Consider the following 21,283-nt stretch of genomic DNA (forward strand, 5'->3'; position numbering starts at 1 on the left):
CTCCTAACTCGAAGGTACGATTATTTACGGATTGTACTGAATTTATACTAAAAAATACAGTTTACTCTACCTTAATGGCGTCTTCTGAAATTATTCCAGCTAGAGTCTGCTTAAGCTTTTCTGACACAGCAATCTTATAAGGTAAGCGAATTTTCTGGCCAGTTGATGAAAGTAAGAGTAGAGTTTCGGTCTCACCCGGTACAGACTGCAAAGTAGATTTTAATTGTAACAGTGCCGTCTGATCTTTGAGGTCTTTTAAAGTAATTATTATCCGATCAACAGATTGAGTGGTAGATGGATCAACATCTGGCATTATTTTTTCCCCAGTGGCGATATAGTGCTTTAAAACGCTAGTGTCTAAACGCTTAGCTTTATCGGCCATCACCTTGACTTCTTCAGTGGTTTTGCCATCTCGATCCTTAGCGTTTACTTTCCCCTGAATAACCACCAGCATATCTTCCGCCCACAACTCCGGAGTTGCATCATAGGCTCGCGGAAATACAATCACTTCCATATCGCCAGCAATAGTCTCGAGGCCAACAAAGGCCATGGCATCACCTTTTTTAGTAACAATTTTGCGTACCGTTGTAATAACCCCGCCAACTACAACCTTCTCACCATCCATCTCTGGCTTAAGGCCGCTGGCTGGCGTGGTTTTTTCAGATAGCCAAGCGTCTACTTCACGCAGTGGATGACTGGAAATATACAGGCCGAGCAACTCTTTCTCCCATTGTAGAAATTCTCGCTCACCAATAATCTCGCCCGGAGCATCAAGTGGCAATGACGGCACCTCTTCGGATACCCCCAAGCTACCAAAAATATCAATCTGACCAGAGAGAGCATTCTTCTGTACCTTCGACATATAAACTACAATTTTTTCCAAATTAGCATACAACGTGGCACGGTCACCAATTGAGTCAAAAGCTCCTACCTTCATTAAAGCTTCAATAGCCTTTTTGTTAATTTCACGCGCATCTACCCGGCGTACAAAATCCTCAATCGAGCTAAATGGACCGCCCTCATCACGAGCTACCAAAATGGCATTCACCGGGCCAACCCCAACATTTTTAATTGCCGCCAACCCAAATCGAATTACATCCTCATCATTAACACCACCATTTTTAACTACAGCGAACTCGGCAAAACTTTCATTGATATCTGGTGGCAAAACCGGAATACCCATCTTACGACACTCCGATACTTCAATTGCCACACGATCTAGATTGCCATGATCGGAAGTTAAAACCGCTGCCATAAAGGCAGCTGGATAATGAGCCTTAAGATAAGCGGTTTGTACGGCAATCAAAGCGTAACAGGCGGCATGACTCTTATTGAAGCAATAGGCTGCAAAATCTTCAATACTAGCCCACAGTTTCTCAACAAAATCACGCTCCGCACCAGAATGTTTAATAGCCCCCTCGATAAAATCTTGCTTCATTTTAGCAATCACTTCAGGGATCTTCTTACCAATTCCTTTGCGCAACGTATCAGCCTGACCCCCAGTAAAACCACAGAGATCTTTAGATATCTGCATTACTTGTTCTTGATACACAATAATGCCATAGGTTTCTTTCAGAGCCGATTCCATTTTTGCATGATCATAGGCTATCCGTTCAGGATTATGCTTGCGGCTAATGAAATCGTCAATCCACTGCATCGGGCCGGGTCGATATAATGCCACCATAGCAATAATATCCTCAAATCGATCTGGCTTAAGCTCGCGAATATAACGCTTCATGCCAGCCGATTCAAGCTGAAAAACCCCCGTCGTATCACCTCGCGCCAAAAGCTCATAGGTAGCCCTATCATCAATCGGGATACCCCCTACATCAATCGTCCGTCCATAAACTTTCTTGATGATGCGCAAAGCATTCTTAATAATTGTGAGGTTCGAAAGACCCAAGAAATCAAACTTTAAAAGCCCCAAATCTTCCACAGTGGTACCAATATACTGCGTTGACACACCCCCCTTAGAAGCCCTAGTGAGTGGCACATATTCCACCAGTGACTCGGGAGCAATCACTACCCCGGCAGCATGCGTGCCAGCATTACGAATCGTACCCTCCAACTGCATCGCAATATCAATTAGGCGCTTAGTACGCGGGTTCCCTTCATACTCCTTTTTTAGATCTGGGTCATCAACAATCGATTTCTTAAGCGGGATATGCCGACCCTGAATTGGCGCCGGTATAAGCTTAGCTACTGCATCAACCTCACTGTATGGCATAGCGAGTACTCGGCCAGTATCACGCACCGCGTTACGAGCCGCCATCACGCCAAAAGTAATAATCTGTGCCACTTTCTCCTGGCCATATTTCTCAGTAGCATAAGCAATTACTTCCTCGCGACGGTCGTCGGCAAAATCCATATCAATATCAGGCATAGAGATTCGATCGGGGTTTAGAAACCGCTCAAACAGCAGGTCATATTTAATTGGATCAAGGTCAGTAATGTTTGTGACATAAGCCACAATCGAGCCAGCCGCCGAGCCACGCCCCGGCCCACAAACAATACCATTATTTTTTGACCAGTTTAATAAATCGGCTACTATCAAAAAATAGCCATCATAGCCCATACGGGCAATCACCTCTAGCTCGTACTCAATCCGCGCAACTATCTCTTTACTAAGCCTAGCCTTAGCTGACTTTTCGTTATGGTGGGTAATATCCTCCTTGGGAATATCACCATAGCGCCACATTGCTCCCTGATACACCAACTCGCGCAAATACTCTCGCTCACTACGACCCTCTGGTACATCAAATTTTGGAATCAAGATATTACCCAGCTCAATTTCTAGATTACAGCGCTCAGCAATCTTGACAGTGTTCTCGAGAGCTTCCAAATCATCCGGAAAACGCTCAGCTATTGATACTCCCGAATGAATCGACAAATCTTGATCCAACTTAAAACGATTAGGGTCTTCAATAGTTGAGCCGGTTTGTACACATAGCAAAATATCGTGCGCATAATGCTGTTCTTCTTTGGAATAGTGCGCATCTCCAGTGATCACCAGCCCTAGCCCAAGCTCTTTAGAGAGTTTACGCAAGCCAGCATTTACCTTATCCTGCGGTTCCCAGCCAATATGTGGCTGCATCTCTAAATAATAATTATCCTGACCAAACGTTTTTGCATACCATTGGGCTGTTTTTTTAGCTTCCTCATAGTTATCGGCTAATAAATGCGTGCCAACCTCACCACCAATACAGCCAGTTAAGGCAATTATGCCTTCGTGATACTGCTCGATAAGATCTCGATCAATCCGTGGCTTATAATAAAACCCCTCGAGATTGGCAGTCGTTGATAATTTCACCAAATTTTTATAACCAACTTTATTAGTGGCAAGCAGCGTTAGATGATATGGTGTGCGATCTTCACGGGTAGATTTGTCGGTGTGCTTGCGTGGCGCAACATAAGCCTCCATACCAATGATTGGTTTAATGTCGCGTTTTTTACACTCTTTATAAAAGTCGATGACCCCAGAGAGAGTGCCGTGATCAGTGATCGCCACGGCCGCCTGGCCCAATTCTTGTACCCAATCGAGCATATCTGGTACTTTCTGCAAGCCATCTAAAAGTGAGTAATGAGTATGATTATGTAAGTGCACAAAAGGAGTAATTTGCTCCTTCACTGCCGTTGCCGACCCCTGTTTCTCACCCACTTGCTTGACCATGTTAATTCTATTATAAGCCATCAATGCCACAAGGTTAAGCTTGTAATTATATAAAAAAAGTTATAGTATACACTTTCCGCACCTTAAGCAAAATGGAGTAAGGAAAATGCCATCACAACCAAGCATCTCAGCTACTGATGCTGAATCCGCCTACCACGCCCTGGAGCGCTGGCTCAAGGCACGCCAGTTGGAGAGCTGGCTCGAGCACCTGTCGGTTATCTGGCTTGATACCGATCAGGCTGAGGTCTATGCTCGTAGTGGTGCCACTCGAGGTGTTGAGGCGGCTCGTGTCGAAGCCCTAGGATCGCTACACATACCAAGCGCTTTTGGTGGGCAGATTCTAGCTGGCGACGGTCAAGTTATCGGTGCCGTTGGTATTAACATAACCCTAAACGCCCGTGAGGCCACGCTAATCTGTGCTCTACTCGTAGAGTTTACTTCTGACCCATACCAGCCCGATAATGTCATGTTGCAGCTTTTGATCGAAGAGCACTTCATCGAACGAGGTATCACACCGCCCTCCATACCAATTCAAACCGGGACTAGCGCTAGAATATCGTCACAAGCTGGCTTGCAATCTCTGATTGCTGGCGCTACCGCACAAGGGCTTTTGCCAGGTGGACAATACGGTATACCGCCACTGGAACCAGCCAGACTACCCCAACCAGCACCAGGTACTAGCCTCATCACCCATGTTCCTGGCTTCGGTGGAGGCATAAGCCTCGACTGACATACTGGCAGATACTCTATCAATAGAAGAGTGTCTGCCACTTTTATTAAATTACCATAAAGAATAATTAGCGCAAGAATGACCTTGCACAGGATAAATAAAAAATATATAGGTTTACTTATCTAATATATTATTACTTTGGAGTGGTTGTTTGAGTTGTGGCATTCTCCTGAACGGAACGAATAAAATCACCAATATACGGCAAACCACCAAATACTGCTACCAGCCAACCTAATAAAATAATTGCTAGAGCGACCCCAATAGTGAGGCCAATACCGCGATAGATACCAGCTCGAAAATTCAACCAAGCAAAGCGCCATTTATCATTTAAAAGGTTAACAAACTCCTCAGCGCCTACCAGGTTTGCTGCCTGCTCTGCAGTATCTAATGTTTGAGCTCTTGAAGCTGTTTTACTATTTTTTGGATGATTTAGCACGGGCTGCTGGTTTATTAGTGGTCTTCTTAACTGGCTTACTGACTGATCCAGCTACCTTATCGGCTGATTTCTTAACTTCTTTTGAAAGCTTAGTAGCCTCACGTTTGGTTGATGTACCAATCTTCTTACCAAGCACTTCCAGCTCTTCAGCCACCGCTTTAGCCTCGACCATTAATTTCTTAGCTTCCTCTAAAAGATCGTCTTTAATATCGCCAGATGCACTAGATAACTTAAGCGCAACAGCGCTCATCTGCTCTTTAAGCTTCTCAGCTCGACGCATCAATTCCTTAGTCTCTTTAACAGAATCGTCCTTAACGCGCACACTAGCTTCTCTAACTTTTTCTAGTCCAGCAGAAAGCTGATCTTTCGCTTCATCAAAACCCTTACCAATATCTTCGCGAGTTTCCTTACCACTCTGTGGAGCAAACAATAATGCGCCGATTCCCGCTACTAACGCCCCAAGCCCCAAGCCTTTTAAAAAACCACCTTTTTTTGACATAACTATCTCCTTTTTCGCTTATTTCCTGATGTGGCGCGCATTACTTGAGCAAATATGGCGCTCATTGTTACTGGATTAATTATCTTATCTTTTATCTCATGCACAATATCAGTAGCTGTTTTTGTGCCATCTTGAGCCAATTCAGCAACATATTGAACCGTTTTAAGGAGTTTTTTGGTCGCTATAAAGACTGCTATCATAATCCCCAAAAGCACAAGTACAGCAATTGACATGACGATAATCAGAATAAATAATGTAGTTTCCATAGTTTAAATCCTTTTCTTCCGTCTTATTGTACCAGTTTTAGTAGCATTCAGGCGAGGTTTTACAACCCGCTGTTTTTGAACTGTACTGCGAGTTGCTCGCTCAAGTAGTGTAAAAGAATTTCGATCAATCACGCTATTTGGCACAACAAAAATCCTACCAGCACTATCTTTCAGGCGACTTTTACGCGTATCCATATCAACGATAACCCCCTCAATTTTCTGGTCAAGAGGCCCCACTCGTACCTTATCACCAATTCTAAAATGCCTATCTCGAGCTAGATTAAGACCCGAAATTGTGTCGCCAACTGTAGCCGAAAAGCCTTGTGCAAATGCCAGCGCCAGCACTGCAAATGCTCCAGACATCGCCAAGGCAACGTTAGATAATCCGGCCAACTGCAGTAAAGCGATGGAGAGCAAAATCCATAGCACCATATCAAGGAGCTTAACGCTAACCTTAATCATGCCGCGGGGCAGCTTAGCTAAACCTAACGCCCGAGTTAACACCTTAGACAGTACACGGATTGCAATAAAGCCAATAATAAAAAGCAAAATCGCCTTCGGTATACTCGGGGCCGTCCCCCCTAGCCATACAGTAACTGGCTCCAGCAACGTATGGGCTGAATTGGCAATATCCTGCTGAGCGGCGGCGAGATAAATCATATCAATACTATACCGCTTAAGCTGACTCTAGGGTAGCCCTAACAATTTTATTTACTACCTGCGGATTGGCCTGCCCCTTCGTCTCTTTCATCGCTTGACCCACAAGAAACCCTAGTGCCTTTGCCTGTCCAGCTTGATAGTCGGCAACTGCCTGTGGGTTAGCCTTGATTATTACCTCAACAATCGCGACTAAAGCTCCTTCATCGGAGATTTGCTCAATCCCCATACGTTGCATAATTTCATCAGGAGCATCATCGGTTTTACATATTTCAGCAAAAATCTGCTTAGCTTGACTAGAGGAAATGTCGCCAGCAAGCTCCAATTCAATTAGGCGTGCCAATTGCTCAGATGTGAATGGCGTATTAATAGTTGAGGCAGCATTATCGTCGCCGGCAGTTTGCGCTTTAATCCAAGCCTGATATTCACCCACTAACCAATTAACTAATTTGCGCTCACCCTTGCCTGCTACCAACTTGCGCGTTTCGGTAAAAAATCTAGCAGTATTTTGCTGCTTGATGAGCACATCTTGCTCATCAACACTTAGTCCCAACTCCACCAGCTCGCGCCGAATTGCAATCGGCAAAGGAATTGTTTTAATATGCGCTTCTTTTTCAAGCATTGCAGTTGTCACTACGATTGGTGGAATATCAGGCTCCGGAAAATACCGATAGTCGTGCGCTTCTTCTTTAGAGCGCTGAGAGAATGTCTTACCTTTCGCATCATCAAAACCTCGTGTCTCCTGGTCTATCTCGCCACCCTTTTCAAGTATTTCGATTTGGCGACCAATTTCGTACTTCAAAGCTCGCTCAGCATTACGAAAACTATTTAGATTCTTCAGCTCAGTTCTGGTACCAAGTGAGTTATTCCGAGAAACCGAAACATTTAGATCGAACTTCATATTGCCATGTTGCATATCTCCGTGCGTTACCCCAAGTGTTGTGGCAATTGCATATATTTCCTCCAGATAGCGCCGAGCTTCGTAGGGTGTATGCATATCTGGATAGGACACAATCTCCAGTAGTGGTGTACCAGCTCGATTGAGGTCCACCAAAGAATAGTCCTTGCCAGCCGGATGGATGAGCTTACCAGCATCCTCTTCCAAGTGCGCTCGTTCAATACGAACCTTGCAAAACTTACCGTCGACCAATATTTCAATATAGCCCTCTTCAATAATTGGCTGGTCAAACTGAGTAATTTGATAGCCCTTGGGATTATCGGGATAAAAATAATTTTTGCGATCAAACTTGGTATGCTCACGAATTTTAGCGTTCAAACCATACCCCAAGCGAATAGCTAGCTGTACAGCCTGGGCATTTGGTAGCGGCAAAGTACCCGGATAAGCCAAGCAAATGGGGCAAACGTGAGTATTGGGCTCAGCAGTTTTTGAGTCATTATCACAAGCACAAAACATCTTCGATTTTGTGGCTAGCTGAACATGGATTTCTATACCAATAGTTGGCTTATATTCACTCATACCAGCTTAACTCCCAGATCAGAAATAGCTCGACCCAATGCAGCAATAGCATTAGTAACTTGCGGCTTAACAATATCAACATGAACATCATGAGCCACTTGGTTACGTAATTTATGCGCCGACCACACGCCATTGAGATCGGAAAAACGATCTCCATGATGCTTTAAGCGATCACCCATGGTTTCACCAGTAAAGCCTTGGGCGCGCATTACATAATCGAGTAATTTATCGGCCTCCATCAAGGCATTTTTTAATCCCATACCACCCTGTCCTTGCATGTGTGAAATCTCAACCCAACGCTGACGGACTAACTCGGCATCAAGTGTTGGTCGAATTGGATTATCACCTGCAATATCATTATTGTCGTGCGATAATCGTGAAGTATCGCCTTTACGCATATAGGCCAGTAACCCACCAATGACTATCACTGCCAAAATAACCGATACAAACGTCATAACATAACCTTGTCTAGTTTTACATTTAGTATTTGCTCAGCTTGAGAGGCTACAGTAAATAATTGAGCCTCACCTTTTTGTGGTGCCATTATCTGCAAGCCCAGCGGCATAGCATCAATTCCTTGGATTGGCAAAGAAAGAGCAGGAATACCCGCTAAATTAGCCGCCACAGTCATAATATCTGCCAAATACATCTCGGTTGGATTAGTGGAATGTTCACCAAACTTAAAAGCCTCAGTCGGCGTAGTGGGACCAATTAAAATATCGAATTCCGAGAACGCCTTATCAAAATCCCTGCATATTAAGGTTCGTAATTGCATAGCTTTTTTATAATACGCATCATAATATCCGGCCGATAGCGCATAAGTTCCGGTCAATATTCGACGCTTAACCTCTGGACCAAAAAACATGCCTCGGGTAGCCGAGTACATAGCTTCTAGACCGCCCGAAGATTCGGCGGTTGAGCCATAACGAATACCATCATAGCGCTCTAGATTTGATGAAATTTCCGATGGAGTTAGTACGTAGTAGCAAGGCAGAGCAAATTCCAGGCTCGACAATGACACCTCCACAAGTTCCCAGCCAGAGTCCCGTAGTTGCGAGAAAACCGCATTATATTGTGCGCTAACTTCGTCACTTAAATATTCTACATATTCTCGCACCACTCCAATCCGCCTGAGCTGGTTATCATAGGTGTCAGTAGCTTCAGAGGAGATTGTTGTGGCATCCATTGGGTCCTGACCGGCCATAATATCGGTCAGTAGCTCCGCATCTTCTACAGTGTGCGCAAACGGACCAACTACATCAAGAGAACTAGCCATAGCAACCACACCGTAGCGACTAATCAGGCCATAGGTTGGCTTAACCCCCACTACCCCACAATAGCTGGCTGGCTGACGAATTGACCCTCCTGTATCGGTACCGATGGAAAATAGCCCAATTCCAGCCGCTAGAGCCGCTGCCGATCCACCAGAGCTACCACCCGGTACTCGACTAAGATCGCGCGGATTATGACTTGGCCCATAGGCCGAATATTCAGTCGATCCGCCATGCGCATACTCATCCTGATTAACTTTAGCTATTAAAATTGCCCCTTCGGCCTCGAGCTTAGCAACTGCTGTTGCGGTGTATGGCGCAACAAAAGTATCGAGCATCTTTGAGGCGGCTGTAGTGCGAACCCCATCAACTAAGAACATGTCTTTCGCCGTAAAAGGAATTCCTTCTAGCCGACCTAACTTCTCACCATTCTTGCGTCGTTCGTCACTGGCTCGAGCAGTGGCTAGAGCCCGTTCATCAAGTCGAGTTAGTACCGATGCAACTTTCTCATCTACTGCGTCAATCCGCTCAAAAGCTTGGCGCACCAAATCAGTGGCCGTCAAATCACCCTGCTCGAGCTTCTTGAGCGCTTCAGCAATTGTCATTAGCCAAGCACTCGCTTAACTACAATATAGCCATTTTCATGGCGTGGCGCAGATTGCAAAAGTCTTTCTGGATTTACAGAGGATGGCTTTACGACATCTTCCCGTAAAACATCCTGAAGGCCAGTCACTTGACTAGTCGGCTCAACATTATCTGTCTGAGTAGCCTGCATAGCGTCTACTAAATGTAATATTTGACCAACCCCCTGCGTAGTAGCTCGCGCATCATCATCAGAAAATGCAATCCGCGCCAAACGGGCAACGTGGGCAATTTTTTCTTCACTTACTTGGCTCATATCAAACTATATTATACCAGTAAAACCAATATCTGTAAGACACTTCTATTGATAGCGCTGGGAATTAACTGCCCACTGCTTAGTGGAGGAATTTTGACTAACCAAATAGGCATAGGTCTGAGTATAGGTGGTGTCAGCCGAATAATCCGACTTTGAAACAAACGTAATAGTTTCAATAACTTCATACTGATCACCTTTTTTGTCGGTATTGACGCGTCGATATGTTGTCGGATAGTTGTATTGTCGACTAGACGAAGTCACGTCAGAAAAATTATATTCAGCCGCAAAAGCATCAGTCATATACTTCCGCATCTCTGCCACATTGCCAGCAATATAGGCTTGCGTCCAAAGCGAAACTGCTTCTTCGGCATTAGCCTTATCTTGCTTAGCCTGATCTTCTTGTGATTTTTGAGCATCCTGCTTGGCTTTTTCTTCATCCTGAGCTGTCTGATAAGCTTCGGTCACTGTGGCGTAACGTTCATTAAGCTTAAAAAAGTCATCTGGATAAAAACCCTGTAAATAACTAATTTGCTTCTGTACGTCCTCAAGTGCTAATTTTGTTGCAGTAGCAACTGAGCTCAATTCATTAAGCTGAGCCTCATCAACATCTTTTAAATTAGCTGCCTGATCTTTGGCTATCTCGACATATTTATCGAGTTGATCCAAGCCTTTCAAATATTCAACTTTTGTTGTCTTATCACCCAGTAGCTCCGGCATTTTCTGAGTAGTAGCCTGGCTATCATTAACTTTGTTCTGCATATCCAAAAGACTTTTTTCAACATCACCAAAGCTCGTGTAAGTTGCCTGCTCAGCATTAGTCGTGACGAGCTCTGAGGCTGCAATCAACTCACGCCAATTTTTACTATAATATTCCTGCGCTAGCGTACGATTACGCCACGCCATAAAGCCCAGTCCAACTGCAATCAAAACTACCACAGACAGCAGTAAAAATAACCAAACCTTAGGCCTCTTGTGCCATGGCCGAAGGTCAGTTGTCTTCTTTTCCATGCCATCGGTTAGCTCTACCGGAGCATGCGACTCAAGATTTGAATCTTCCACGATATCATCTTCTTTATCTAGTCCAAGCTGGTCTTCCAGTATTGGTTCAGTCGGCTTTTTATTGTCACTCATTACTCTTATGGTACGCCAAGTTATTTTAGCCGACAAGTTTTTTATTCTTTAGTTGACTGCTGTCATCCGCAGAAAGTCAGCCTCATCCAAAATCTTTACCCCTAAGGCTTTGGCTTTATCTAGTTTTGAGCCCGCCTCATTGCCAGCCAATACAAAGCTCGTCTTTTTTGATACCGAGCTTGAAACTTCGCCACCGGCCTGAAGAATCTTTGCCTTTGCTTCATCGCGCGTTAGAGTTGGCAGACTACCGGTCAGAACCCACGTTGTATCAGATAGATTCCCGGCTTGTGGTTTATTTACGTCTGCAATCTGCACACCAGCATCTAACAAATCATCTACCTGTTGTTGTGCGTTCTCATCGGCCAACCACTCCACAACACTTTCGGCAACCACCCCGCCAACACCAGCTATCCCTTCTAGTTCGTCTCGAGTAGCAGTCCGTACGCGCTCCAACCTCTCAAAATGTTGGGCAATATCTCGAGCTGTCTTCTCGCCAACGTGTCGAATACCCAAAGCAAACAAAAATTTTGCTAAATCAATCTTCTTTTTAGACTGAATTGCCTGTACTAATTTAGTGGCACTTACTGGCGCAAAGCCCTCTAAATCCTCCAGGTCCTCGGCTTGCACACGAAAAATATCAGCTGGATTTTTCAAGAGTCCAACCTCCATCAACTGCGCCACAGTTCGCTCGCCAAAACCATCAATATCAAAGCCAGATTTGCCAACAAAATGATTGAGCTGCTGCCAGCGTACTTGCCCCACTGAAAGATCCGCCAGCCGCGCTACCGCTTCACCTTCGGGACGTACCACCGCCACGCCATCCACCTCTTTAGGCATCACCCAAGCCCGCTCCTTGCCCGTTCGTAAATCTGTTAGTGGTCTCACTACCTCTGGAATAATATCGCCAGCCTTCTGAATAATGACTGTATCGCCAATCTTGAGGCCCTTACGCACAACCTCATCTTCATTATGTAGTGTCGCTCGACTCACGGTAGACCCCGCCACTTTCACGGGCTTTAATACAGCGTATGGAGTTACTGCCCCAGTTCGACCAATCGATACCCGAATATCTTCCAAAATAGTCGTGGCTTGCTCGGCTGGAAACTTATAAGCCACCGCCCCACGTGGAGCTTTGCCAACCACTCCCAAATCATAAAATGTCGCCCGATCATTAACTGAAATAACCAAACCATCAATACCAAAAGAAAGCTTATCGCGTAAAGCTTCAATTTTTTTTACATAATTTTTCAACTCACTCAAACTACTCAACATTTCAGCCTGAGGCGCTGCCTTAAAACCAAGCTCGCGCGCACAATCTAACATATCAGAGTGTGATGGTAGCTCATCCACTAAGCCAATCACACCAAACACAATAAACTCCAGCCGTCGCGTGGCTGTCACCGACGCATCTAACTGCCTAATAGAACCCGCACCAGCATTACGAGGATTAGCAAACAGAGGCTGGCCTGCTTTTTCGCGTTCAGCGTTAATGCGGGTGAATTCTTGCTTAGGTAAAATTACTTCCCCACGAATTTCAAACCGCCCAGTATAAATAGACTGCGGCACATCTTTTGAAGTATGTAACTTCATCGGGACCGTACGGACCGTACGGACCGTATGTGTCACATCCTCACCAACTGTGCCGTCACCTCGCGTCACGGCTTGCACAAAATTTCCATCTTCATAAATCAGACTCATCGCCAAGCCATCCATCTTTAACTCAGCAAAATACTCATGTGGTCGTGCACCTAGAAGTTTTTCCGTCCGCTTCTCCCAGCTCGCCACTTCATCGAACGAAAATACATCCGCGAGTGATAACATGCGCTGAATGTGCGTCACTTTATTAAAGGCATTACTAGCCACACCACCCACGCGCTGAGTTGGCGAATCGGCCGTAACAAGCTCCGGAAATTTTTCCTCCAGCTCCTTTAGCTCATTATTTAATGAATCATAAACAGCATCATCAATTTCTGGGCTATCTAGTACATAATAACTATGACGATATTTTTCGAGCTGCTCTCGGAGTTGTGAGATACGCTTTTGTGTCTCAGTCCTAATCATAAGCCTCTACCATGCGATTATAGACTCGGCTCCATATTGAAAAAAGCAATGGGCTCACCGCCAGACTCACCACTGCATCCAATAATACTTGCCAACGTAAATCCTGCAGATAGTCCGTTAAAGGTGTGCTAAGTTGTGATAATACAATAAATATAAGCACACTAACAATAAATATCCAGGCCGCCAAACTAGCTACAGGGCGAATAAACTTCCGCACCAAACGAAACGACACTCGAAAAGCTTCAACTACCGAAAGGCTCATATCGTCCACTAAGGCAAACAGGGCAAAACTAGCTCCAAGCGCCAAAAAGAATCCAACTATCAAAATTGGAATAGATAATACTAAGCTCCAACGCGCCAAATCACCTACTATCGCCACACCTACTGCTAAAAATCCCCCCAACAGAGGTACAGCAAACATCAGTGTTACAATCAACAGCCCAAGTACGGAGAGATATCGCCCCATTAGAGCATTGTATAGGCTTAATAGTTTTACTTTTTTGGGCTCCCAATCGGCTACTGCAATCCGAGCCATCACCATAGATAATAGAGCTGACAGCAAAGTGATGATGAGTGCGTATTGATCACCGGTGTAGTCGGTGGTCATGAATCGTGCTAGAGCAATTAATAACACAATTGGTAAACCAGCTCGAATGTAGCGGCCTAAATGCGACACATAATATTTGAATGATTCTGTCACAACTCCGCGCAAAAGATGATTTGGTAATATTTTCTTCATGCATGATCTCCCATCTGTCGTAATCGTTTTACTCGCTCGGCAGTTGGTGGATGGGTTGAAAATAACCCAGCCGCAAACCCTCGCGCATCTTTCCCTTCCACATTAGCGCGCATCGGATTTATGATGTACATATTAGCGGTAGCTTTATTGGCTGCCTCCAGTGGCTCTTTATCACCCGATATTTTTTCCAATGCATCCGCCAGACCATCTGGATAGCGCGTTAAAAGTGCAGCCGAAGCATCAGCTAGATACTCACGCTTGCGACTAACTGCCAGCTGAATAATCACTCCAATAATTGGCGCCACTATCGCCAAAGCGATTGCCACCAAGAAAAAGATCGGGTTCGAGTTACCCCCCGGACTATCATCATCGCCGCCGCCCACCAGCCACCCCCAACGCAAGAAAAAGTCCGATAGCAAAGCAATCACCGACACCAATACGGCAATCAAACTCATAATGCGGATATCATAATTACCAATGTGTGAGAGCTCGTGAGCCAGCACTCCTTCCAGCTCTCTCTTGTCGAGTTTTTGTAAAAGCCCAGTCGTAACGCATACCACTGCATGTTGAGGATCGCGCCCGGTCGCAAAGGCATTTGGGGCAGTATCGTCAATTACATAAAGCCGTGGCATCGGCAAACCAGCTGTGATAGTGAGATTTTCTAGCGTGCGATATAGTTCCGGTGCATCAGCCTTTTTCACCTCCTTAGCCCCCGACACAGCCAGCACCATTTTGTCCGAGTTGTAGTAGCTAATCCAGGTGTAGAGAATTGACGAACCAGCCGCAATAAACAGTATCCACGGACTATCCAGAGCCTGGGCAAAAACCCAGCCGATAAGCACTGTAACAATCAGGAAGGCCAGGACCAAAATAGTTGAGTTACGTTTATTCTTTGCAACCTCTGTATACATAATCTAATTATACTTGATTTATAAGTTATTTTATATTGCTTTTTTATATATTTTATTGTCTAGTATCTATAATGCTACCCACTTAGTAAAAGGTGTTTATGATGAATCCACACTCCCCCAAATACTATAAAGACCCGATCAACGCCGGGTCTTTATAGTATTTACTTAGCTACTTTGAGCCAGATTATTTCTTAGCTTCAGCTTTTTCGTCAAAGCTCACATCAACTGGTTTTTCAGCAGCCGCTCGTTCACTCTCTGATACTTCAAAGAATTCATACGGTGTGAAGCCAAGAGACTTAGCAAACATATTAGTTGGAAAAACCTTTAGCTTAATATTAAAGTCACGCACATTACCATTGTAGAAACGGCGAGAGGCTTGAATCTTATCTTCAGTATCAACTAGCTCTTGCTGTAATTGTAAAAAATTCTCGTTCGCCTTGAGGTCTGGGTAGTTTTCCGACACCGCAAACAAGCTCTTTAGCGCACCGGATAGCATATTATCAGCTTCAGCCTGCTTAGAGAGATCGCCATCGGGAGCAGCCATAGCCAGATTACGAGCCTTAGTTACTTCAGTGAGGACAGACTTTTCATGCTTAGCATAGCCTTTTACTGACTCCACTAAGTTTGGAATCAGATCCAAGCGTCGCTTCATCTGCACTGTAATATCAGAGAGCGCCTCATCGCTGCGGGTATGCGCTTTAACTAGTCCATTATAGGTCATCCAGAGCCAAATAGCCCCAATTGCCACAACTGCTAAAATAATATAAACAATCAGCATCAATAAATCCTTTCTTTTGCCCTCATTATAGACTAAGGTTCGATAAAATAGAATGGAGGCACCTACCGGAATTGAACCGGTGTACGCGGTTTTGCAGACCGCTGCGTAACCACTCCGCCAAGGTGCCAGTATTTTTGACGTGCGCCCATTATACCGCATCAGGTATGCAACATTGAAATTTTCGTAAAAATCAGCTACGATATTTCAGTTATCATGCACCTTTAGACAAAGAGTTTTTCTCTCAAATTTTCGAGCTAGGCGCTTTATGTCAGTACTTTTACTGGATTAAAGCGAGCAATACAAAGTTACTAGGAAATTTATAGAGACAAAATGCATGACGCGCAGTACGTCGGCCAAGCCGAATGCGCAACAGGATGCATTTAGATGAGGCACCTTAGCTCAGTTGGTAGAGCGACGGCCTGAAGAGCCGTGCGTCGTTGGTTCGATTCCAACAGGTGCCACCAAAAATGTGCATACTTTTTTCTATAATGTAGAAATACTTAAAACTAAACACTAAACACTCGTAACGAGTAACTCTTATTACGATTCAACGAAAATTGTTTCAAGTATTAAATAAGGAGTATGTCACGAAGAGTACCAGCAAAGCTCTATAGGGTTTTACTAAAACTTGAAGAAAAACATACGACGCGCGGGTGTAGCTCAGCTGATAGAGCGCTTCCTTGCCAAGGAAGAGGCCCCGGGTTTGAGTCCCGGTACCCGCACCAAAGATTTGATTCAGAGCCGTTTGGGCTCTTTTTCTTTGCCTCAATAATTGTCTTAAAGGGGTCGTTGAGCATATAAGACAACTTCTTGTCCTTTAATTCAATGTTTGAAAGCAGATATTCAAGAAGTTTCTGACGAAGGCCATCGTCACTCTCTTTGAATAGTTCATCAGCACGCTGTGCTAGGTCCAACAGATAAGAAGCAGTGACCTGGAACAGCTTATTATCATTCGTTAGCAACTTAAGGCGATCATTTAATTCTTGCTGTCGATTCTCTAATTCAGTTGCAATTTCGTCATGGAAAGCCTGAGTAATGCACCCCAGAACAAACAATGATTAATATCACTATAGTCAGCCTAGCTTTGGTATTATTAACTCATGAAGAGAATACTACCTGTCGCGCTGCACTACCTTAGTAGGGCGAAGACCTATTTATGAGCGAACATCACGACCACGGTCATTCTGAACAGAGTAAGTGGAACAAACTGCTAACCTTATTAGCTGCAGTTACCTTTCTAATCGGGATTGCTCTGAGTATTTTTCATAATGCACTTAATGAGTGGGCTTTTGGTCTCTCTCTAATACTGGGTGGACTGCCAGTAGCCTGGTCGGCTATCAATTCCCTACTCCATCGCAAGATTGGAATTAACCTACTTGTAACAATCGCAGCCGCTGGTGCTGTAGTACTTGGCCAAATAGCAGAAGCAGCCACTGTGATGTTTTTCTTCGCACTTGCAGAGGCTTTCGAAGAATATGGGGAGTCACGCTCTCAGAAAGCTGTATCTACCTTAATTGATAATTCTCCAAAGATAGCTCGACTGGCTGACGGCAGAGAAGTTCCAGTAGCTTCAGTAAAAATAGACGAGATTATAAAGGTTAGACCTGGGGACATGATTCCATTAGATGGGATAGTGGTAGATGGAGAGTCTTCTGTAGATGAAGCTACTATTACAGGAGAAAGCCTTCCTAGAGAAAAATACAAAGACCAACTCGTATATGCAGGTACACTTAATCAAAATGGATACCTCGAAGTGAAGGTTACGAAGACTGCTGACCACAGTACGCTTTCACAGATTATTGCTCTAATTCAAAGCGCTCAAAAGTCCAAGCCAGAGATGCAAAAATTTCTCGATAAGTTCGCTAGCTACTACATCCCAACCGCTCTTGGGCTTGCCGCAATTGTCGCTTTTATACCACCTCTCTTACTCGGTGAACCATTTAACATTTGGATTACACGAGCTTTAGTCTTGCTCGTCTTGGCATGTCCAGATGCTCTCGTAGTTTCTGCTCCTGTGGCTGTGTCGGCTGCGATCGGTGGTGCTTCCCGAAAGGGAGTCTTGATCAAGGGAGGACTTCTCTTGGAAGTACTCAGTAAAACTAAGGCAATTGCCTTTGATAAAACTAAAACTCTCACAGTTGGTAAGCCAGTTGTCGCCGAGGTCATCCTTATGCATGGGGCTTCCGAGTCAGATGTCCTCGGCGACGCAGCTGGTCTGGAAAAGTTTTCTTCACACCCACTTGCAACGGCAATCAGAGAATATGCCGACAAGAAAGGTGTGAAGCCTCACATAATGCACAAATTTAAAAATACTGCAGGACGAGGCGGAGTTGCAAACTGCATGGTTTGCGACACGAAAGCACACGCCATTGGGAACCTTCAGCATATAGGGGCCAGTGCGAAGCTCTGCAAAGAAGTCATGGCCGAAGTTACACGCATGGAGGCGAAGGGCATGACTGCTGTGCTCATCAGCGCAGGTAAGGTCGTAATAGGAGTTATAGGTATTACTGACGAATTGCGCCCCGAAGCCAAAGGAGTAATCAAACAGCTTCAATCTTTCAAGGTGACGCCCGTAATGTTGACTGGCGATAATGAGACGGCAGCTCAATATATTGCCGACCAGATCGATATTAAAGAGATCTATGGCTCACTCCTACCAGAAGAGAAGGCTAAACTAATTAAAAAGCTTCAATCAAAACACGGGCGTGTAGCAATGGTAGGCGATGGTGTTAATGACGCCCCTAGCCTAGCTCGAGCCGATGTCGGGATTGCGATGGGGGCGGGCGGCTCAGATGTAGCTATTGAGGCAGCAGATATCACATTAATGAACGATGCCATCGAGGCCATTCCTTACCTTTTCAAGCTAGGTCAACGCACGTTTAGAGTAGTAAGACAAAATGTCTATGGCTCCTTGTTTATTAAAGCCATAATTTTAGTCACAAGTATCATCGGCCTCACCTCGCTCAGCATGGCAGTCGCTGTAGATGCCATTACAGCCATACTGGTGGTTCTAAATGGCTTGCGGCTTTATAGCGCAGGTCAGAGATAGTCAGGAGGAGCTATAGCTATGTTGTTAATTGCAATGCTTCTCGGTTTTGTTGAGGGAGCAACTGAATTCTTACCAATTTCCTCTACAGGCCACTTGATACTCGCTGGCTGGCTTGTAGGATACCAAGGAGATAAGGCGGCCAGCTTTGAGATTTTCATTCAGCTGGGTGCTATCTTGGCGGTGGTCTGGGTATTTCGACACAAGTTCTTCAAGCTCATTACCGCTAGAGATACAACTCAGTTTGCTGGAAGACGAGGCTTATATTTACTAGCAATCACAACTACCCCAGCTCTATTCTTTGGTTTTCTTTTTCACGGACCCATAAAGCAATACCTCTTCAACCCCGCTACAGTAGCAATAGGGCTTATTCTAGGCGGCATCGGCATACTATTTATCGAGAAGAGACCCCAGAATAAAACTATGCAAAGTCTTAACAATCTATCTAGAAAACAGGCGTTGGGTGTGGGTTTCGCTCAGGTACTTGCTCTTTTCCCTGGTGTGTCGCGGTCAGGATCGACGATCATGGGAGGAATGCTGTTTGGCATCAACCGAGAAACGGCTGTAGAGTACTCATTCCTAGCAGCCGTTCCAGTAATGTTTGCCGCCACTGGGTACGACTTGCTCAAAACACTACCAAATCTTACTAGTTCAGATATTCCATTCTTTGCCATAGGACTTATATCTGCTTTCGTGAGTGCCCTAATCGCCATCAAGTGGCTACTTAAATATGTCCAACAACATACCTTCGCCCCATTTGCCTGGTACCGCATCGTATTAGGGCTGATAGTCCTAGCTCTATTCCGATGAGTAGGAATACCCTATAATAAGGTGATGAATGAAGCTCAGCCAGAGACAAGCAACAACACTTCTCGACGCAAGTTTCTCTTTATCATTCTAGCTATTATCGTTTTGGTTATTTTGATACCGCTCATGGCTGCTGGTATTGTCTATGCTTCTTCACCTCAGACTATTCGTAACCCCAAACTTGAGCATTACCATTTCCGTATGCAGATTGTGGTAGATGGCCAAAAAGAAGATTTCTCAGAGGACAAATACCAGCAGGACTACGCAAAGGACCAATGTAACGCAAATCTTCCAGAGCAACCGATCCACTTTCATGATAAGAAAGATCAGTTCACGCATATTCACTGGGAAGGCATGACTGGAGGTATGGTTCTTAAGTATTATGGCTGGAACTATATTGGTGGTCTTAATAATGCTCTCGGCTACAAGCTAAATGACCTCAAAGACATACAAAAAGTGAATACTCACGGCAACTTCTTACCAGCTCGCCCAGCAGGCTCAAAGCTATATGTCTTCACTGGCAACGAAAAGGAGTTTAAGGAGCGAAACCCTGATGATTTTGTGAAGCAAGACTTAGAGCAGTTTTTTGGTGTGACTAGTAACGCTCCATCTCATGAGATAAACAAACAAAACAATGTCAGCATCTTGAATAAGTTCTTGCCACGGGCTTCCGCCCATGGTGGTGCTGACGACGGGGCAGACGGCGAGCCAGGCGAGGAACCCGCAGAAGAAAAGCTCACGCGCATAAATAATTTAATCGGTAACGTCGTAATTTTTGCCCAAAAAGATCGACCAACCAATGAACAGATTAAGGATAAGTTTAGTAATCTAGAGCCATTAACAGCAAGTACCTGTGGTGGCTAATGCGTCCCAGGTTTAAATTTTTCACATTCTTACTTGTATCTATCCTTTGCGTGCTCTTCTCTCTGGGTATAATCTCAGCGAGTCAAGTCGAGTGGAACTCATCCCATGTAGAATGCACTGCATCATGCCACTCGACGAACCCAGCTACAACTGCTGCGAAAATCATAGATCAACAGATCCAGAAGAAGAAAGCCCCTGTCGCAGCTTGGCTGCATATTCCAAGTAATCTATTTTTTCTTTATGTCTCACCTGTAGTTTTATTCATCTGGTTCATGGACAGATCTAAGACACTGTCTCTTACGGCACGCTTTAGGTTTTGAAATACACTTCTATATTTAGTGTCATTTTAAATCTAAGCTAAGGAACAAATACATGAGTAAGTGGATATTTGGAGTAGTCATTTTGGCTATTATTGGGTTTTCTACATATGCCCTGACAAGAAGCGATGAGCAGTTAGCCGCTACAGAGAACATTTCAAGTGAAGGTTCTAAGAATTACTACGGCAATCTTGATAGCCCAGTGACACTCACGGAGTTTGTGGACTTCCAGTGTGAAGCCTGTTATGCCTACTACCCGCACGTTAAAGAAATAAAAGAAAAGTACAAAGATCGCGTTAAATTTCAGATAAAAAACATGCCGATCTCTTCATCTCACAAGTCCGCTGCTCAGGCTGCTTACTCAGCCGAAGCTGCTGCACGCCAGGATAAATTCTTCGAAATGCATAATAAGCTATTCGAAGAGCAGAAGACTTGGGAGCAAGCGAAAGACCCTACTTCACTCTTTGAGAAATATGCCCAAGCTATTGGCCTGAATATGGAGAAGTTCAAGTCTGACGTAAAAAGTGCCGAGGTAGAGGCCGTGATCAAGAAAGACCTTGCAGATGCGACCGCGCTCAAGGCTAGCGGCACGCCTACCTTTGTGCTGAACGGTCAGATGATAGAAAACCCTGGCCCATCGGTAGAAGCGCTTTCTAAGGTCCTGGACGATGCTTTAGCGAGCAGTAACACCCAACAATAAGGTTAGCGTACTGGATGCCTAGCTA

At 44.7% G+C, this 21,283-nt stretch carries 19 protein-coding genes and 3 tRNA genes; 7 read left to right on the forward strand and 15 right to left on the reverse strand.

The features are described from left to right. Positions 1–61: 61 nt before the first annotated feature. Entirely contained in the window at positions 62–3,670 is a 3,609-nt protein-coding gene (locus IPM44_02815) for a DNA polymerase III subunit alpha (GenBank protein QQS26636.1), read from the reverse strand. Positions 3,671–3,776: 106 nt separating this feature from the next. Here IPM44_02815 and IPM44_02820 point away from each other — a divergent pair, with 106 nt between their 5' ends. After that, on the forward strand, positions 3,777–4,400 hold the full coding sequence (locus IPM44_02820) for a hypothetical protein (GenBank protein ID QQS26637.1): 624 nt from the start codon (positions 3,777–3,779) through the stop codon (positions 4,398–4,400). Between the two features lie 133 nt (positions 4,401–4,533). Here IPM44_02820 and IPM44_02825 read toward each other — a convergent pair whose 3' ends face one another. The 14 genes from IPM44_02825 to IPM44_02890 form a co-directional block, all read right to left on the reverse strand. Continuing rightward, positions 4,534–4,836, reverse strand: coding sequence for a hypothetical protein (locus IPM44_02825; protein ID QQS26638.1), 303 nt, complete (start codon positions 4,834–4,836; stop codon positions 4,534–4,536). Then, a complete protein-coding gene (locus IPM44_02830) occupies positions 4,814–5,335 on the reverse strand; it encodes a YtxH domain-containing protein (GenBank protein QQS26639.1) in 522 nt (173 codons plus the stop codon). The genes IPM44_02825 and IPM44_02830 overlap by 23 nt, the downstream gene beginning before the upstream one ends. A gap of 2 nt (positions 5,336–5,337) precedes the next feature. Continuing rightward, positions 5,338–5,601: a hypothetical protein gene (locus IPM44_02835; GenBank protein ID QQS26640.1), complete on the reverse strand. Its 264-nt coding sequence runs from the start codon at positions 5,599–5,601 to the stop codon at positions 5,338–5,340. A 3-nt stretch (positions 5,602–5,604) separates the two neighbouring features. Continuing rightward, entirely contained in the window at positions 5,605–6,261 is a 657-nt protein-coding gene (locus tag IPM44_02840; protein ID QQS26641.1) for a mechanosensitive ion channel family protein, read from the reverse strand. A gap of 16 nt (positions 6,262–6,277) precedes the next feature. Continuing rightward, a complete protein-coding gene (gene gatB / locus IPM44_02845) occupies positions 6,278–7,735 on the reverse strand; it encodes an Asp-tRNA(Asn)/Glu-tRNA(Gln) amidotransferase subunit GatB (protein ID QQS26642.1) in 1,458 nt (485 codons plus the stop codon). Beyond that, positions 7,732–8,190, reverse strand: coding sequence for a hypothetical protein (locus IPM44_02850; protein QQS26643.1), 459 nt, complete (start codon positions 8,188–8,190; stop codon positions 7,732–7,734). The genes gatB and IPM44_02850 overlap by 4 nt, the downstream gene beginning before the upstream one ends. Further along, the gene (gene gatA / locus IPM44_02855) at positions 8,187–9,611 is read right to left on the reverse strand and encodes an Asp-tRNA(Asn)/Glu-tRNA(Gln) amidotransferase subunit GatA (GenBank protein ID QQS26644.1); all 1,425 of its coding nucleotides are present in this window, start codon (positions 9,609–9,611) and stop codon (positions 8,187–8,189) included. Before gatA ends, IPM44_02850 begins: the two co-directional genes overlap by 4 nt. Next, positions 9,611–9,904: an Asp-tRNA(Asn)/Glu-tRNA(Gln) amidotransferase subunit GatC gene (gene gatC, locus IPM44_02860; GenBank protein QQS26645.1), complete on the reverse strand. Its 294-nt coding sequence runs from the start codon at positions 9,902–9,904 to the stop codon at positions 9,611–9,613. Before gatC ends, gatA begins: the two co-directional genes overlap by 1 nt. Positions 9,905–9,949: 45 nt before the next feature. Then, positions 9,950–11,035: a hypothetical protein gene (locus IPM44_02865; protein ID QQS26646.1), complete on the reverse strand. Its 1,086-nt coding sequence runs from the start codon at positions 11,033–11,035 to the stop codon at positions 9,950–9,952. A 48-nt stretch (positions 11,036–11,083) separates the two neighbouring features. Further along, positions 11,084–13,096 carry an NAD-dependent DNA ligase LigA gene (gene ligA / locus IPM44_02870; protein ID QQS26647.1) on the reverse strand — a complete coding sequence of 671 codons (2,013 nt, stop codon included), beginning with the start codon at positions 13,094–13,096 and terminating at the stop codon, positions 11,084–11,086. Continuing rightward, a complete protein-coding gene (locus IPM44_02875) occupies positions 13,089–13,835 on the reverse strand; it encodes a hypothetical protein (GenBank protein ID QQS26648.1) in 747 nt (248 codons plus the stop codon). The genes ligA and IPM44_02875 overlap by 8 nt, the downstream gene beginning before the upstream one ends. Next, a complete protein-coding gene (locus IPM44_02880; GenBank protein QQS26649.1) occupies positions 13,832–14,746 on the reverse strand; it encodes a M48 family metallopeptidase in 915 nt (304 codons plus the stop codon). The genes IPM44_02875 and IPM44_02880 overlap by 4 nt, the downstream gene beginning before the upstream one ends. A gap of 184 nt (positions 14,747–14,930) precedes the next feature. Next, the gene (locus tag IPM44_02885; GenBank protein ID QQS26650.1) at positions 14,931–15,524 is read right to left on the reverse strand and encodes a LemA family protein; all 594 of its coding nucleotides are present in this window, start codon (positions 15,522–15,524) and stop codon (positions 14,931–14,933) included. A 53-nt stretch (positions 15,525–15,577) separates the two neighbouring features. Next, positions 15,578–15,651, reverse strand: a tRNA-Cys gene (locus tag IPM44_02890). Between the two features lie 261 nt (positions 15,652–15,912). On the opposite strand from IPM44_02890, the gene IPM44_02895 reads away from it, so the two are divergent. From IPM44_02895 to IPM44_02920, 6 genes are all read left to right on the forward strand, one after another. After that, a tRNA-Phe gene (locus IPM44_02895) sits at positions 15,913–15,988 on the forward strand. Between the two features lie 185 nt (positions 15,989–16,173). Continuing rightward, positions 16,174–16,249: transfer RNA gene (locus IPM44_02900), tRNA-Gly, on the forward strand. A 431-nt stretch (positions 16,250–16,680) separates the two neighbouring features. Further along, complete coding sequence (locus IPM44_02905; GenBank protein ID QQS26651.1) at positions 16,681–18,573, forward strand: cation-translocating P-type ATPase; 1,893 nt, start codon at positions 16,681–16,683, stop codon at positions 18,571–18,573. 12 nt (positions 18,574–18,585) lie between these two features. After that, positions 18,586–19,380, forward strand: coding sequence for an undecaprenyl-diphosphate phosphatase (locus IPM44_02910; protein ID QQS27371.1), 795 nt, complete (start codon positions 18,586–18,588; stop codon positions 19,378–19,380). Between the two features lie 24 nt (positions 19,381–19,404). Then, positions 19,405–20,241: a hypothetical protein gene (locus IPM44_02915; GenBank protein ID QQS26652.1), complete on the forward strand. Its 837-nt coding sequence runs from the start codon at positions 19,405–19,407 to the stop codon at positions 20,239–20,241. A 372-nt stretch (positions 20,242–20,613) separates the two neighbouring features. Next, complete coding sequence (locus tag IPM44_02920; protein ID QQS26653.1) at positions 20,614–21,258, forward strand: thioredoxin domain-containing protein; 645 nt, start codon at positions 20,614–20,616, stop codon at positions 21,256–21,258. Positions 21,259–21,283: the final 25 nt, after the last annotated feature.

It is taken from the genome of bacterium, from assembly GCA_016700035.1.
Classification (GTDB): Bacteria; Patescibacteriota; Saccharimonadia; order CAILAD01.

Bases quoted from the DNA above. Each gene is read 5' to 3' on its own strand.
- IPM44_02815 (QQS26636.1), bottom strand. From the start codon at position 3,670: ATGGTCAAGCAAGTGGGTGAGAAACAGGGGTCGGCAACGGCAGTGAAG.
- IPM44_02820 (QQS26637.1), top strand. From the start codon at position 3,777: ATGCCATCACAACCAAGCATCTCAGCTACTGATGCTGAATCCGCCTAC.
- IPM44_02830 (QQS26639.1), bottom strand. From the start codon at position 5,335: ATGTCAAAAAAAGGTGGTTTTTTAAAAGGCTTGGGGCTTGGGGCGTTA.
- IPM44_02835 (QQS26640.1), bottom strand. From the start codon at position 5,601: ATGGAAACTACATTATTTATTCTGATTATCGTCATGTCAATTGCTGTA.
- IPM44_02840 (QQS26641.1), bottom strand. From the start codon at position 6,261: ATGATTTATCTCGCCGCCGCTCAGCAGGATATTGCCAATTCAGCCCAT.
- gatB (QQS26642.1), bottom strand. From the start codon at position 7,735: ATGAGTGAATATAAGCCAACTATTGGTATAGAAATCCATGTTCAGCTA.
- IPM44_02850 (QQS26643.1), bottom strand. From the start codon at position 8,190: ATGACGTTTGTATCGGTTATTTTGGCAGTGATAGTCATTGGTGGGTTA.
- gatA (QQS26644.1), bottom strand. From the start codon at position 9,611: ATGACAATTGCTGAAGCGCTCAAGAAGCTCGAGCAGGGTGATTTGACG.
- gatC (QQS26645.1), bottom strand. From the start codon at position 9,904: ATGAGCCAAGTAAGTGAAGAAAAAATTGCCCACGTTGCCCGTTTGGCG.
- IPM44_02865 (QQS26646.1), bottom strand. From the start codon at position 11,035: ATGAGTGACAATAAAAAGCCGACTGAACCAATACTGGAAGACCAGCTT.
- ligA (QQS26647.1), bottom strand. From the start codon at position 13,096: ATGATTAGGACTGAGACACAAAAGCGTATCTCACAACTCCGAGAGCAG.
- IPM44_02875 (QQS26648.1), bottom strand. From the start codon at position 13,835: ATGAAGAAAATATTACCAAATCATCTTTTGCGCGGAGTTGTGACAGAA.
- IPM44_02880 (QQS26649.1), bottom strand. From the start codon at position 14,746: ATGTATACAGAGGTTGCAAAGAATAAACGTAACTCAACTATTTTGGTC.
- IPM44_02885 (QQS26650.1), bottom strand. From the start codon at position 15,524: ATGCTGATTGTTTATATTATTTTAGCAGTTGTGGCAATTGGGGCTATT.
- IPM44_02905 (QQS26651.1), top strand. From the start codon at position 16,681: ATGAGCGAACATCACGACCACGGTCATTCTGAACAGAGTAAGTGGAAC.
- IPM44_02915 (QQS26652.1), top strand. From the start codon at position 19,405: ATGAATGAAGCTCAGCCAGAGACAAGCAACAACACTTCTCGACGCAAG.
- IPM44_02920 (QQS26653.1), top strand. From the start codon at position 20,614: ATGAGTAAGTGGATATTTGGAGTAGTCATTTTGGCTATTATTGGGTTT.